The organism is Nocardia vaccinii NBRC 15922, from assembly GCF_001613305.1.
GTDB classification, from domain to species: domain Bacteria; phylum Actinomycetota; class Actinomycetes; order Mycobacteriales; family Mycobacteriaceae; genus Nocardia; species Nocardia vaccinii.
Genome location: NZ_BDCC01000009.1, coordinates 376,801 through 393,654 on the forward strand (window position 1 = coordinate 376,801; position 16,854 = coordinate 393,654).

The 16,854-nt window shown below is 69.6% G+C and carries 1 protein-coding gene (only partly in view); it reads right to left on the bottom strand.

Every position in this 16,854-nt window falls within one protein-coding gene, locus tag NV1_RS06290, for a non-ribosomal peptide synthetase (RefSeq protein WP_067886379.1), read on the bottom strand. The gene is 50,433 nt long; 22,231 of those nucleotides lie to the left of the window and 11,348 to its right, leaving coding positions 11,349-28,202 in view, spanning codon 3,783 (partial) through codon 9,401 (partial); reading right to left, the first codon wholly in view occupies positions 16,851-16,853. Both codon boundaries (start and stop) fall beyond the window edges.

A 16,854-nucleotide genomic window follows, 5' to 3' on the forward strand; every position in this document is an offset into this window, starting at 1 on the left:
GGCCGATCCGAGGGCAGGTCGAGCTGATCGGGCAGCTCGGCCAGGGCCGAGCGCCAGTACGAGATCTGCCTGGCCGCGAGCGATTCCGGATCGTCCTCCGAACCCAGCAGCTCGCGCTGCCAGATGCTGTAGTCCGCGTACTGCACCGGCAGCGGGGCCCAGCCCGGCGCCTCGCCCATGGTGCGAGCCGCGTATGCCGACATCAGGTCGCGTGTCAGCGGGCCCATCGAGGAACCGTCACCGGCGATGTGGTGCACCACCATCGCCAGCACGTACTCCGGCCGATCCGCGCCGGTGATCTCGAACAGCGCGACGCGCACCGGAACCTGGCTCGTGACATCGAAACTCGTCGAGATGAGCCGGGCCATGGCCGCCTCGACCTCGTCCGCGGTGACCGCGGTGATCTCCAGTTCGGGCACGGACCGGCCGACCGGCAGAATCACCTGCACCGGTCCCCCGGCCTGCGATCCACTCACGGTGACCTCCGGGTACACCGTGCGCAGCACCTCGTGCCGGGCGACCAGGTCGCCGATCGCCGCGCGCAGCGCCTCGACGTCCACCGATCCGCGCAACCGCACCGCCATCGGCACGTTGTACGCGGCCGAGGACTGATCGAACCGGTTCAGGAACCACATTCGCTGCTGCGCGAGCGACAGCGGAATACGTTCGGGCCGCGGGCCCGCCACCAGTGCGCGATGGCCGGATCCGGCCTGCCGTTCCACCCGTGCGGCCAGTACGCCCACCGTGGACGCCTCGAACAGCAGCCGGACCGGAACCCGGGTGTCCAGGGCGGCGGACAGGCGGGCCGCGACCTGGGTAGCGATCAGCGAGTTGCCGCCGAGTTCGAAGAAGTCGTCGTCGACACCGACCATCGTGCCCAGTCCGAGCACGTCGGCGTAGGTGTGCGCGACGATCTCCTCGATCGGCGTGGAGGGGGCGCGGAATTCGCGCACCTCGAACGACGGCGCGGGCAGCGCGCGGCGGTCCAGTTTGCCGTTGGGGCTCAGCGGCAGCGCGTCGAGCACGACGATCGCCGACGGCACCATGTAGGAGGGCAGCAGCCCGGTCAGATGCGTCCGCAGCGCCAGATCGTAACCGGCGGAATCGAATTCGGCATCCGTCTGTTCGGCCGGGACGACGTACGCGACGAGCCGGGCCCCGGTGCGATCGTCGGACCGCACCATGGCCACCGCCTGCGCGACGGTCTCGTGCGCCCGCAGCGCGACCTCGATCTCGCCGAGTTCGATACGCAGACCGCGCAGCTTGACCTGGAAGTCGGTGCGCCCGCGGTAGATCAGCTCGCCGTCCGCGGCGCGGGCGACCAGGTCGCCGGTGCGGTACATCCGGCCGCCGTCACCGAACGGATCGGCCACGAACCTATCCGAGGTCAGATCCGTGCGGCCCACATAGCCGCGCGCCAGCTGATCGCCCGACAGGTACAGCTCACCCGCGACACCCACCGGAACCGGCCGCAGCCGCGAATCGAGAACGTACGCACAGGTGTTGAACACCGGGCGGCCGATCGGCACGAGATCGACGTCCGCGTCGGTCACCTCGTGCGAGGTGACGTCGACCGCGGCCTCGGTCGGGCCGTACAGGTTGTGCACCGCCGCACCGGTCAGCTCGCGCAGCCGGTGCGCGGCCTCCGGTCCGAGCGCCTCACCGGAGGCGAACACCAGCCGCAGCGAACGACACTGTGCCACTTCGGGTTCCGCCACGAACACGGACATCATCGACGGCACGAAGTGCGCCACCGAAACACCCTCGGCCGCGATCAACTCCGCCAGATACACCGGATCACGATGACCATCCGGCTTCGCCACAACCAGCCGCGCACCAACCTGCAACGGCCAGAAGAACTCCCACACCGACACATCGAACGTCGACGGAGTCTTCTGCAACACCACATCATCAGCGGTGAGACCGTACGCGGACTGCATCCACACCAGACGGTTCACGATCGCCGCATGCGAGACCGCCACACCCTTCGGACGACCGGTCGAACCCGAAGTGAAGATGACGTACGCGGTGTGCTGCGGCCGCAACGAGCCGATCCGCTCCGCATCGGTGACCGGCGCGGCGGAGTAGCCGGACACGTCCAGCCCGTCGAGCAGCAGCACCGGCACACCCTCGGGCGCGAATTCATCTGCGGCAGTGGTGAGTACGCACGCCGGGCGCGCGGTCTCGAGCACATGGGCGATGCGCTCGGCAGGCTGCTCGAGATCCAGCGGCACGTACGCGCCGCCGGCCTCGACCACCGCGTGGATGGCGACGACCAGCTCGAGCGAACGCCGCAGGCCCAGGGCCACCGGCACGTCGGGACCGACGCCCGCTTCGATCAACCGGCGCGCCAGGCGGCGCACCCGGGAGGCGAACTCGGCGTAGGAGAGGGTTGTCCCCTCGAAGGTGAGCGCGGGTTCGTCCGGCGTGCGCACCGCCTGTGCGGCGAACATCGACGGCAGCGTGGCCGCGCGCCCCGCCAGCGCGGAGTCCAGATCGAATCGCGTGTCGTTCCACACCCGCAGCTCGAGTTCGGCCTCCCGCGCATCCAGCAGCGGCAGATCGCCGACCGGGCGATCCGGGGTCACCGCGACGGCCTTGAGCAGCCGGACGAATCGACGCGCGAACTGCGCGACGGTGTCGGCGTCGAAGAGGTCGGTGGCGTAGATGAACTTGGCGCTCATCCCCGCGGGCACGGGTATGCCGCCGACGCCCTCGGGGTCCTGCATCCGTTCGGTCAGCTCGAGCTGCAGATCGAATTTGGCCGTCTCGATGGGCAATTCGACGCCGTGAATGGTCAGGCCGGGCAGCTCCAGCGTGGTGCGGCCGGTGTTCTGCAGCGACAGCATCACCTGGAACAGCGGATGCCGGGCCTGCGAACGCGTCGGGTTGAGGATCTCCACCAACCGCTCGAACGGCAGGTCCGCATGTCCGAAGGCGGCGATGTCGCCACCGCGGACCGCGCGCAGCACATCCGCGAAACTCGACTGCGCCTCGACCTCGGTGCGCAGTACCAGCGTGTTGACGAACATGCCGATCATGTCGTCGAGTGCGCGTTCACCGCGGCCCGCGACCGGTGTACCGATCGCGATATCGGTTTCACCGCTCAACCGGGACAGCAGGACCGCCAGCGCCGCGTGCACGACCATGAACATGGTCGCGCCGTGCGGACGGCCCAGCTCGGCCAGTCGGGCCTGGGTTTCGGCGTCGATCTCGAAGGTGTGGATCGTGCCGCGGCCCGAGGCGACCGCGGGCCGTGGCCGGTCGGACGGCAGGTCCAGCTGCTCGGGCAGACCGCGCAACGTATCGGTCCAGTACGAGATCTGCTGGGCGATCAGCGATTCCGGATCGCTCTCCGAACCCAGCACCTCGCGCTGCCACAGCGCGTAGTCCGCGTACTGCACCGTCAGCGGCTGCCAGGCGGGCTCGCCGCCGTCGACCCGGGCGCCGTAGGCGGTCATCACGTCGCGGGCGAACGGGCCCATCGAGAATCCGTCGCCGGAGATGTGGTGCACCACCACGGCCAGCACGTGTTCGGTGGGGCTCACCTCGTACAACCGGGCCCGCAGCGGCACCTCGGCGGTGACGTCGAAGCCGGTGAGCACCAGCTCGGACAGCTGGCCGGGCAACTCGGCCTCGGTGATGTCGATCGGCGTCAGATCCGGAATCACCCGGCTGGTCGGCACGATCTCCTGGTACGCCGCCAGGGCGGGCTCGCGGGAGCCCAGCGCGGCCTCGGGATACCGGGTGCGCAGCGATTCGTGCCGCGCCAGCACATCGGCGACCGCGATATGCAGTGCCTGCCGGTCCAGCAGACCGGACATCCGGACCACGACCGGGATGTTGTCGACCGCGGACTCGGGATCGAAGCGGTTCAGGAACCACATCCGCTGCTGCGCCAGCGAGAGCGGGATCCGCTCCGGACGCGGTTGCGGCACAAGCGGTTTGCGGGTGGAACCGCCGGTTCCGGACTCGGCTCGCGCGGCCAGCGCGGACACCGTGGACGCCTCGAAGATCTCGCGGACGCTCAGATCGGTGTCGAGCGCGGCCGACAGGCGGGCCGCGACCTGGGTGGCGATCAGCGAGTTGCCGCCCAGTGCGAAGAAGTCGTCGTCCAGGCCGACGCGCGCGACACCCAGTGTCTCGGCGAAGATCTCCGCGACGATCTCCTCCACCGGCGTGGTCGGCGCGCGGAACACCGCGGCCTCGAACACCGGTGCGGGCAGCGCCTTGCGGTCCAGCTTGCCCGAGGCGTTGAGCGGCAGCTCGTCCAGCACCATCACCAGCGCGGGCACCATGTAGGCGGGCAGGCGGCGGCCGAGCTCTTCGCGAACCTCGTCGGTGTCCAGGATCGACTCGGCCGCAACGACATACGCCACCAGCTGATCGCCGGTGTGCACGTCGTGGCGGACCACGGCCACGGCCTGGCCGACCTCGGGCAGGGCGGTCAGCGCGGATTCGATCTCGCCGAGTTCGATACGCAGGCCACGCAGCTTGACCTGGAAGTCGGTGCGGCCCAGATACTCCAGTTCACCCTCGCCGGTCCAGTAGACCAGGTCGCCGGTGCGGTACATACGCTCACCGTCACCGAACGGGTTGGCCACGAACCGATCCGAAGTCAGATCGGACCGCCGGACGTAACCGTGCGCCAACTGCGTGCCCGCCAGATACAGCTCACCCGCGACACCCACCGGAGTCGGCTGCAAGCGCGAATCCAGCACGTACACCCGGGTGTTGAACACCGGACGGCCGATCGGCACGGATTCCTGATCGGCCGCGGTGACCTGGTGGTAGGTCACGTCGACCGCGGCCTCGGTCGGGCCGTACAGGTTGTGCACCGCCGCACCGGTCAGCTCGCGCAGCCGATGCGCGGAGCGAGGCGCCAGCGCCTCACCCGAGGAGAACACCATGCGCAGCGAACGGCACTGCGCCACGGCGGATTCGGCGACAAAGACGGACAGCATGGACGGCACGAAGTGGGCTACCGTCACACCCTCGGCCGCGATCAGCTCGGCCAGGTAGGCCGGATCACGGTGACCGTCGGGCTTGGCCACCACCAGGCGCGCGCCGATCTGCAAGGGCCAGAAGAACTCCCACACCGACACGTCGAACGTCGACGGCGTCTTCTGCAACACCACGTCATCAGCGGTGAGGCCGTATTCGGACTGCATCCACACCAGACGGTTCACGATCGCCGAATGCGGCACCGCGACGCCCTTCGGGCGGCCGGTCGAGCCGGAGGTGAAGATGACGTACGCGGTGTCGGCCGCGCGCAGCGGGTAACGGCGGTCGGCATCGGTGAGCGGCTCGATCGCGTAACCGGACAGATCCAGCAGGTCGATCCGCACCTGCGCGGTGTCGATCTCCAGATCGTCACCGGAGGTGAGCACGCAGACCGGGTCCGCGGTGCGCAGGATGTATTCGGTGCGCTCGGCGGGGTGATCCGGATCCAGCGGCACGTAGGCAGCGCCGGCCGCGGCGACGGCGTACATGCCGACCACCAGATCGATCGAGCGGCGCATGCCCAGGGCGACGAAGGACTCCGGGCCCACGCCGCGATCCACCAGCCAGCGCGCCAAGCGGTGCACGCGGGAGGCGAACTCGGCGTAGGACAGAGTCGTCCCCTCGAAGGTGAGCGCGGGCTCGTCCGGCGTGCGGGCGGCCTGTGCCTCGAACATCGAAACCAGGGTCGCGGCCGGATCGGGCAGCGGGTGCGCGGTGTCGTTCCACCGCGTGACCACCAGATCTCGTTCGGCGTCGTCCAGCAGGGCGATATCGCCCACCGGAACCTCCGGATCGGCGGTGATCGCGGTCAGCACGCGAACCAATCGGCCCGCGATACGCCGAATCGAGCTCTCCTGGAACAGGTCTCGCAAATATCCGGCGCGAATCCGCAGGCTCTGCCCGGTATCGCCCGGTCGGGTGTCGAGCTGCGCGATCAGCGTCAGCGGATAGTGCGTGGCGTCGGCGGCCTCGAGTCCGGTAACGGCCATACCGTCGATATCGGCGGCCTGCTCCCGGATCCCCTCGGAATCGACCGGATAGGACTCGAACACGACCAGGGTGTCGAACAGCCCGCCCATTCCGGCGGCCTGCTGGATGTCGGCCAGGCCGACGTAGTGGTGGTCGAGCAGGTCCGCCTGTTCGCCCTGGGTCCGGGTGAGCAGTGCGCGCACCGATTCGGCCGGGTCGATGTCCACCCGCACCGGGACGGTGTTGATGAACAGGCCGACCATGGATTCCACGCCGGGCAACTGCGCCGGGCGTCCCGAGACCGTGGTGCCGAACAGCACGTCGTCGCGTCCGGTGGTGCGGCCCAGCAGAATTCCCCACGCGACCTGGAGCACCGTATTCGGCGTGACGCCGAGCCGGGTCGCCAGCTCGGTGAGCCGCGCGGTGGCGGCCTGGTCGAGGCCGAACAGGTATTCGCCGGACAGCGAGGTGATCTCGCGCCCCGAATCGGGACGGGTCAGCAGAGTCGGCTCGGAGACACCCGACAGTGCCGCGGCCCAGGCCGCGACCGAGGCCGAATGATCCTGCTGCGCAACCCATTCCAGGAAGTACCGGTACGAGCGCACCGCGGGCATCGCGGCGGTGTCGGCGCGGGTGGCGTACAGCACCAGCAGATCCCGCATGAGCAGCGGCATCGACCAGCCGTCCAGCAGGATGTGGTGGTTGGACACCGCGAGCTGCCATTCGCTCTCGCCTACCCGGATCAGCGTGAACCTGATCAGCGGCGGCTCGGCGAGGTCGAACCGCCGCGTGCGGTCGGCGTCGATGATCTCGCTCGCCGTCGCGCCCGGACGCGCGAGCGCCGGACGGCAGTCGTGTTCGGCCCAGGCCACCCGCACACCGTCCAGAACCAGCTGTACCGGATTGCCCTGGGCGTCGGTCACGAAGGCTGTGCGCAGGTTCTCGTAGCGATCCACCAGCGCCTGCGCGGCCGCGCGCAACCGGTCCGCGTCCACCCAGCCGGTCAGCGTGAGCACGGCCTGCGCGGTGTACACGTCCACAGAGGTGGCCGCGAGCTGAGCGTGGAACAGTAGACCGGCCTGCAGGGCCGACAGCGGCCATACCTCGGTCAACGTCGGGAATCGGCGCTCCCAGTCGTCCACATCCTGCTGGGTGCTGTGCACGAGCGCGAAGTCGGACGGAGTATGTCCGCCCGCCTGCGCGGAAACAGCGTGGCGCGCAACGGCTTCCACGGCCTCGACCCACATCCGGCCGAAGCCCGCGACGGCCTCGTCGCCGAGCAGCGTGGTCGGATAGCCGATATTGGCGGTGAGCTGGTCGCCGACCACGATGGCGTTGATGTCCAGGGGCGCCATCGCGGGCATATCGGCGTCGTAGTCGCCGCCCAACTCGCCCAGTTCGGGTGCGGGGATCCAGCCGAAGCCGCGCAGTGCCTCGGGCACACCGCCCTCGGAGACCCGGCCCAGGTAGTTGAAGCTGACCTGGCCCGGCAACTGCGCCGGAAGCTGTGCGGCGGTATCCGGGTTCAGGTACCGCAGCAGGCCGTAGCCCACTCCCTTGTCCGGGACCGCGCGCAACTGTTCCTTGATCGCCTTGATCGCGCGTCCCATGGCGGGGCCGCCGGTCAGCGCGCCCGCGACATCGATCTCGGACAGATCCACGCGGACCGGGTAGATCGCGGTGAACCAGCCGACGGTCCGGGACAGATCCGCGCCCGGGACCAGATCCTCTTCGCGCCCGTGGCCTTCCAGCCGGATGAGCAGCGAATCCGCGCCGTCCGCGGCGGCCTCGCCGAGACGCTCGGCCCGCCAGGCCGCCGTCGCCAGCGCCAGCGCGGTCACCAGTGCATCGTTGACGCCGCCGTGGAACAGCGCCGGCACCGTGGTCAGCAGCGCCCGGGTGGCCTCGGCCGACACCTCGACATGATGGCGGGCGATGACGCCCGACACATCGATGGCCGGATCCATCGGACGCGCGGTCAGCAGCGGGTCCGGACCCTCGACCACCGAACGCCAGCGCTCCAGCTCACCGGTGCGCTCGGCCGCGACCTGCTCGAGCGCATGCGACCAGGTGCGCATGCTGGTGCCCGGCTCGGCCAGCTCCGGAGTCTGCCCGGAGGACAGCTGTCCCCAGGCGGTAACGAAGTCCGGCACCAGGATTCGCCAGGACACGCCGTCGATGATCATGTGGTGCGCGGCGACGACGAGTCGGCCGGCGCGCTCGGATCCCGAGCTGGATACCGGCTCCAGCCAGACGAACCGGATCACCACGCCCGCTTCGGGATCCAGCCGGTCCAGCGTGACATCCAGTGCGGCGCGGGCGATGTCGAAGACCGCGGCCTCGTCGGCCGAGGCATCGAATTCGACCCGGTCGATCAGCGCGTCCACATCGATCGTGCCCGGTTCGGCCGTCTCGATGATCCATTCCGCGCCCGCATGCCGCCGCAGCCGAGCGCGCAGCATGTCGTGCCGGTCGATGACCGCGGCCACCGTCGCGGCGATCCCCGCGCGGTCGATGCCGATCGGAAGTTCCAGTGCCAGAGTCTGATTGAAGCGCCCGATACCACCGGGCCGCTCCACCATGAACCGCACCACCGGGGTCAGCGGCATGGTGCCGACGCCGCCGCCGGGCAGTTCGGCCAGTCGCGCCACCGCGTCGCCCTGCGCGTCGGTGGTGGTGGCGACCTCGGCGAGGGCGGCCACCGTGCGCTGTTCGAAGACGTCGCGCGGAGAGAACACCACGCCGCGCGCCTTGGCCCGCGCGACCAGCTGAATGGAGACGATGCTGTCGCCGCCCAGCGCGAAGAACGAATCCTCGATGCCGACCCGCTCGATGCCCAGCACCTCGGCGAAGACCTCGGCGAGGGTGTGCTCGAGCGGCGTGCGCGGTGCGGTGAAGGCGGCTTCGGAGGCGAAGACCGGTTCGGGCAGCGCCCGGCGGTCCAGCTTGCCGACCGGGGTCAGCGGGATGTGATCGAGCACCATCACCGACGCGGGCACCATATAGCCGGGCAGCCGCTTGCCGATGTGCTCGGTGAGCGCCGCGATATCGATCGTATGCCCCTGTGTCGCAACGACATACGACACCAGCGAGGTCGCGCCCGCGGCGCTGCGGTGTCCGATCGTCGCAGCGAAGTCGACACTCTCGTGCGAGGTCAGCGCGGCGTCGATCTCGCCGAGCTCGATGCGGAAACCTCGGACCTTCACCTGGAAGTCCGAGCGGCCGACGTACTCCAGCCGGTGCTCCGACGTGCCGTCGCGCAGTTGCCGCGAGGTCCAGCGCACCACGTCACCGGTGCGGTACATGCGCTCACCCGGTGCGAACGGGTTCGCCACGAACTTGTCCGCGGTCAGACTCGCCCGCTCGTGATAACCGCGGGTGACCTGGATACCCGAGACGTACAGCTCACCGGCGACGCCGTCGGGCACCGGCTGCAGCCGGTTGTCCAGGACCAGCGACCCGACGCCGCGGTTCGGACCGCCCATGGTCAGCGCGTCGCCGGGCAGCAGCGGCTCACCGATGTTGACCACGATCTGGGTCTCGGTCGGGCCGTAGATGTTGTGGAACGCGCGGATCGGCCCGTCCGGTCCGCCCAGCGGAATCGCCCACTTGGCCAGCAGCTCCGGCGAATACGCCTCTCCGCCGACCGCCAGCACCCGCAGACTGTCCAGTCCGGCCGGGTCCAGCGTCGCCAGCGCGGCCGGGGTGATGAACAGATGGCTGACCTGCTCGCGCCGGATCAGCTCGTACAGCTCCTCGCCGCCGAACACACCGGTGGGCACGATCACGAGCGTGCCGCCGGGACCGACCGCGAACAGCAGTTCCATCAGCGAGGCGTCGAAGCTCGGCGAGGAGAAATGCAATGTGCGCGAATCGGAGTCGAGGCGGTAGCGGGAAACCTGCTCGGCACTGAAGTTGGCCAGACCCGCGTGCGGTACCACGACACCCTTGGGCACGCCGGTGGAACCGGAGGTGTAGATGACGTAGGCGAGGTTGTACGGCCGCAGCGGACGCACCCGGTCCGCATCGGTGACCGCCGCGCCGTCGAACACGTCGAGGTCCAGCTGGTCCAGGACCAGCCACTGCACCGAGTCCGGCAGATCCGCGCGCACCGAGGACACGGTCAGGCCGATCGGGGTGCCCGAATCGGTGATCATGTGCTCGATGCGGTCGGCCGGATAGGATGGGTCGATCGGCACGAAGGCCGCACCCGACTTGGTCACACCCCATTCGGCGAAATACGAGTCCGCCGAACGCGGAATCGCGATCGCGATCAGATCCTCGGTGCCCAGGCCCCGATCGATCAGCAAGCGCGCCAGGCGATTCGAGCGTTCGTCGAGTTCGCCGTAGCTGAGCCGGATGTCGCGGAACACGACCGCGGGCGCGGCCGGATCGCGGGAAACGGCAGCCGCCAGCAGTTCCGGCAGCGTACTCGGCGCGAGCCCGGGACCTCCTGTGCGAGAGACGATTTCGGCACGCTCGGCGGGTTCCAGGATCTCGATGGTCCCGACGACCACCTCAGGATCGGCGGCGATCGCCTCGAGCACCCACTGCCAGCGGGTGACGAAGGAGGCGGCGGTGGCCTCGTCGAACAGTTCGGTCGCGTAGGTCAGCGCCAGCGACATCCCGGCCCCGGCGGTGCCGGAGATGTTCACCGCATCCCGCTCGGACAGGGTGAACTGCAGGTCGAACCGGGCGATGTTCTCGTCCAGGTCCAGCGCCGAGACCGTCAGACCGGGCAGCTCGAGACCGGCCCGCTCCATGTTCTGGAACGACAGCGCCACCTGGAACAGCGGATTGCGCGCCTGCGACCGCTCGGGTGCGAGCAGCTCCACCAGGCGCTCGAACGGCACGTCGGCGTTGCCGAACGCCTCCAGATCGGTGTGCCGCACCCGCTCGAGCAGCGTGCCGAACGATTCGGCCCGATCGATCTCCGTGCGCAGGACCAGGGTGTTGACGAACATGCCGACCAGATCGTCGAGCGCGGCCTCACCACGTCCGGCGACCGGGGTGCCCACGGCGATGTCGTCGCCACCGGACAGCCGGGCCAGCAGCACCGACAGCGCACCGTGCATCACCATGAACAGCGACGAACCACGCTGGCGGGCAACATCTTCCAGCTTCGAAACCAGCTCCGGGGACAGCGTGCGCCACAGCGTCGCGCCGCGATGCGAGGCGACCGCGGGCCGCGGGCGATCCGCGGGCAGGGTCAGCTCGTCCGGAATACCGGCCAGCGCACCCTGCCAGTAGCCCAGCTGACGCGAGAGCAGCGAGTCCGGATCGTCCTCGGTGCCCAGCGCCTCACGCTGCCAGATCGCGAAATCGGCGTACTGCACCGGCAGCGGAGCCCAGCCGGGGGCGCTGCCCTGGGTGCGCGCGGTGTACGCGGTCATCAGGTCGCGGGCCAGCGGCGTCATCGAGATGGCGTCACCGGCGATGTGGTGGACCACCACGACCAGCACGTGCTCGTCGGGCTGCACCCGGAACAACCGGGCGCGCAACGGAACCTGTTCGACCACATCGAATCCGATGGAAGCGAACTCCGCGAGCGCGGCGGCCAGCTCGTCCGCCCCGATCGGATAGGCCCGCAGATCCAGCGCGATCTGCTCGGCCGCCACCACCAGCTGGGTCGGCGCGCCGCCGTGCTCGGGGTAGCGGGTGCGCAACGACTCGTGCCGCCGCACCACATCGAAGATCGCCAATTGCAGTGCGGCGGTGTCGAGTTCACCGGACAACCGGATCGCCAGCGGCAGGTTGTAGGCCGCCGAGGACTTGTCGTACTGGTTCAGGAACCACATCCGCTGCTGCGCGAACGACAGCGGCACCAGGTCGGTGCTGTTGCGCGGGCGCGGGGCCAGACGCGGCCCGGCCTCGTCGCCGGTGTGCGATTCCACCCGGGCGGCCAGAGCCTCCACCGTCGGCGCCTCGAACAGCGCGCGCACGGCCACCGTGGTGCCCAGCGCCGCGCCGATCCGCGCCACCACGCGGGTCGCGATCAGCGAGTTGCCGCCCAGATCGAAGAAGTCGTCGTCCAGGCCGACGCCGCGACCGGCGGACCGCTCGATGCCGAGCACCTCGGCGAAGACCGCTGCCACCGCCTCCTGTACCGGCGTCTCCGGCGCGCGGTAGGCGCGGGCCTGCGCCGCGGGTGCGGGCAGCGCACGCCGATCCAGTTTTCCGTTGACGGTCAACGGAATTCGGTCAAGCAGCACGAACGCCGCGGGCACCATATAGGACGGCAACCGCTCGGCGGCGCCGTCGCGCACGACCTCCAGCGCCGGCGCGGAACCCGGTTCGGGTACCACGTAGGCGACGATGCGCTGATCGCCGGGCTGGTCCTCGCGCACGATGACGGCGGTCTGCGCGATACCCGGCTGGGCCAGCACCGCGGCCTCGATCTCGCCGAGCTCGATGCGGAAACCGCGCACCTTGACCTGATCGTCGGCGCGGCCCAGGTACTCCAGCTCACCGTGCCGGTTCCAGCGCGCCACGTCACCGGTGCGGTACATCCGGGAACCGCCGCCGGCTGCGCCGTCTCCCCCGAAGGGATTCGCGACGAACCGCGCCGCGCTCAGATCCGGGCGGCCCAGATAGCCGCGGGACAGCTGACGGCCCGAGACGTACATCTCACCGGCCACACCGACCGGCACCGGGTGCAGGCGATCGTCCAGCACGTGCACGCGCAGTCCGGCGATTGCCCGGCCGACCACCGAACCCGTTGCGGCGGACACTGTTTCGGCGTCGATCGGCCGATACGAGACGTGCACGGTGGTTTCGGTGATGCCGTACATGTTGACCAGCTGCGGATTACCCGGCGTGCTGCCGTCGGCACCCGCACCGTAGCGCGCGACCCAGTCCGCGAGGCGGCGCAGCTCCAGCGCCTCACCACCGAAGACGATGTACCGCAACGACAGCGGCCGCGCCGCGGTCCGCGGATCGGATACGGCGTTGCGGTCCGCCTCGGCGAGCTGGTAGAACGCCGACGGCGTCTGGTTGAGCACCGTGACCCGTTCGCGCCGCAGCAGTTCCAGGAACTGCTCGGGCGAGCGCGAGGTGTAGTAGTCGACCACGATGAGGGTGCCGCCGAACAACAGCGGACCCCACAGTTCCCACACCGAGAAGTCGAAGGCGAAGGAGTGGAACAGCGTCCACACGTCGTCGGCGCCGAAACCGAAGTCCCGATCGGTATTGGCGAACAGCCGCACCACGTTGCGGTGTTCGACCGCGACGCCCTTGGGACGGCCGGTCGAACCGGAGGTGTAGATGACGTAGGCGACGTCCTCGGCGCGCAACGGTGCGAGACGATCGGCGTCGGTGACCGGATGTTCGCCGGAGTCCAGCAGATCGGGCACATCGATGCCGTAGTGGTCCATCAGCACGACCGGTAGCGCGGTGCCGTCCGCGCGCACGCCCAGATCGATCTCGACGGTGCTGTCGATGATCGCCACCGCCGGATCCGAATCGCCCAGCACATAGGCGATCCGCTCGGCCGGATAACTCGGGTCGATCGGCACGTAGCCCGCGCCGGACTTGACCACCGCGAGCAGGGCGACCACCAGATCGGCCGAGCGCGGCAGGATCACCGCGACCAGCGCGCCCGGTCCAGCGCCCTGGTCGATCAGTCTGCGCGCCAACTGATTCGCGCGCTGATCCAGGGAGGTGTAGGTGAGCCGGTCCTCGCCGGACTTCACCGCGATCCGGTCCGGGTTCGCCACGACCATCTCGTCGAACAGATCCGACAGGGTGCGGTCGCGATCGGCGAAACGCGCCGTACCGCTGGCGGCATTCCCGGGGCGCTGCGTGGTCGCGCGAGCTGCCACCTCCGCCGGGACTACCGCGTCCAGGGTGTCGTTTCCGGAACTCACCCAACGGCTGGTGACATCGAGTCGTTCGGCCTCGCCGAGCAGATCGATATCGCCGAGCACCGTCGCCGGATCCTCGACCACGGCGTACAGGATGCGTAGCAACCGGTCCGAGAAGGCCGCGACCGTCGCGGGATCGAACAGATCGGTGGCGTAGTTCCAGGACAGCGACAGCCCACCGGCGGCCGTGGCCGGATCCTCCGGAACGGCCTCGCCGACGGTCAGCTGGATGTCGAACTTCGCTGTGGCCGCGTCGAATTCGACGACCTCGAGGTCGAGCCCGGGCAGGCTCACCGCGGCGGCGTCACGCTGACCGGTCGCCTCGAAGGTCAGCACCACCTGGAACAGCGGGTGGTGCGCCTGCGAGCGGACCGGGCTCAGCACGTCCACCAGATGTTCGAACGGCACGTCGGCATGGCCGAACGCGGCCAGATCCGTGCGGCGCACCTCGTCGAGCAGTTCGGCGAACCGCGTGTCCGGGCGGACCTCGGTCCGCAGCACGAGCGTGTTGACGAACATGCCGACCATATCGTCGAGCGCACGTTCGCCGCGGCCCGCGATCGGCGTGCCGATGGCGATGTCCCGGCTGCCGGAAAGCCGCGCCGCCCAGGTGGCCAGCACCGCGTGCATCAGCATGAACAGCGTGACCCCATGCGCGCGGGCCAGTTCGGTCAGCGCGCCGTGCAGTTCGGCGTCTATCGAGAAGTTGTGCGTACCACCGGAATTGGTGGCGACCTCCGGCCGCGGCCGATCCGCGGGCAGATCGATCTGCTCGGGCAGGTCGCGCAGTTGTTCGGTCCAGTAGGCGATCTGACGCGCGGCCGCCGAGGCGGAATCGTCCGGGGCGCCGAGCAGTTCGTGCTGCCACAGCGCGTAGTCCGCGTACTGCACCGGCAGTGGCGTCCAGGCGGGGGCCTCACCGCGGGAACGCTCGGAATAGGCGGCCACCACATCGCGCAGCAGCGGCCGCAGCGAGAAGCCGTCACCGCTGATGTGGTGCATCACCAGCACCACGACGTGTTCGTCGGGCAGCGGCCGACGGTCGCCATTGCGGTTCGGCGCGGCCGGGCGAGTCACCTGCAGCAGGTTCGCGCGGAAGGGGATCTCGGCGGTGACGTCGAAATGCACCCCGGCCAGCTCCAGGATGCGCGCGGGCAGCTCCGCCTCGGTCACCGGTTCGGCGGTGAGTTCGAACTCCACCGAGGGCGCGGGCAGCACCTGCTGATAGCCGACGCCCTCGATCTCGGGATAGATGGTCCGCAGCGCCTCGTGCCGGATCTGCACATCGCGCACGGCGGCTGCGAAGGCGTCCCGGTCCAGCTCACCGGTCAGCCGGATGGCGACCGGGATGTTGTTGACCGCGGTGCGGTGATCGAAGCGATTCAGGAACCACATCCGCTGCTGTGCGGGCGAGAGCGGCACCAGCTCGGGCCGTGACCGGGGAGTCAGCGGTGCGCGACCGCCCTGTCCCGCATGCGATTCCACGCGTGCGGCCAGCGCCGCGACACTGGATGCCTCGAACAGCACGCGCACCGGCACCTCGGTGTCCAGCGCCGCGCCCAGGCGGGCCGCAACCTGCGTGGCCAGCAGCGAGTTGCCGCCGAGGGCGAAGAAGTCGTCGTCCAGACCGACCCGCTCCACCCCGAGAACCTCGGCGAGGGTGTCGGCCACGGCCTGTTCGACCGAGGTGCCCGGGGCCCGGAACACCCGCGCCTCGAAGGTCGGCTCGGGCAGCGCCCTGCGGTCCAACTTGCCCGAGGCGTTCAGCGGGAACTCGTCCAGCACCACGAATGCCGTCGGCACCATGTATGCCGGAACATGCTGTGCCAGCTCCGATTTCACAACATCGACGGAAATCCGCGCGCCGGGCGAGGCGACCAGGTAGGCCACCAGCTGATCACCCAGGCGCTCATCGGCCCGCACCAGCACGACCGACTGCGCGACCGTGTCGATGGCGGTCAGCGCGGATTCGATCTCGCCCAGTTCGATGCGCAGGCCGCGCAACTTCACCTGGAAGTCGGTGCGGCCCAAGTACTCCAGCTCACCGCTCGGTGTCCAGACGACCAGGTCGCCGGTGCGGTACATGCGCTCGCCGTCACCGAACGGGTTGGCCACGAACCGATCCGCGGACAGATCCGCCCGCGCCACATACCCGCGTGCGAGCTGTGCGCCCGCCAGATACAGCTCACCCGCGACACCCACCGGAACCGGCCGCAGCCGCGAATCCAGCACGTACACCCGGGTGTTGAACACCGGCGCGCCGATCGGCACGGCGACGGCGTCGGCATCGGTCACCTCGTGATGGGTGACGTCGACCGCCGCCTCGGTCGGGCCGTAGAGGTTGTGCAAGCGCGCGCCGGTCAGCGCGCGCAACTGCTGCGCGATCGGGCCGGGCAGCGCCTCACCGGAGGCGAAGACGTTGCGCAGCCGCACCGCCGGGACGCCACCCGGAAGCGCCACGGCCCCACGCTCGTTCGCCAGCGCGGCGACGAACACCGCCAGCATGGACGGCACGAAGTGGGCCACCGTCACGCCCTCGGCCGCGATCAACTCGGCCAGATACGCCGGATCACGATGCCCGTCGGGCTTGGCCACCACCAGTCGCGCACCGATCTGCAACGGCCAGAAGAACTCCCACACCGACACATCGAACGTCGACGGAGTCTTCTGCAACACCACATCGTCGGGGGCGAGGCCGTACTGCGCGTGCATCCACACCAGGCGGTTCACGATCGCCCCGTGCGGCACCGCCACACCCTTGGGGCGACCGGTCGAACCGGAGGTGAAGATCACGTACGCGATATTCGACGGATGCAGCGGCGCAACCCGATCGGCGTCGGTGAGCGGCTCACCGGAGAATACCGACAGGTCCAGATCCTCGACCACCGTCGGCGCGTTCGTGCCCGGACGCCCGCCGGGCAGATCGACGAAGTCGGTATCGCTGGTCAGTACGCACGCCGGGCGAGCGGTGTCCAGGATGTACTCGTTGCGCTCGATCGGATGGTCCGGATCCAGCGGC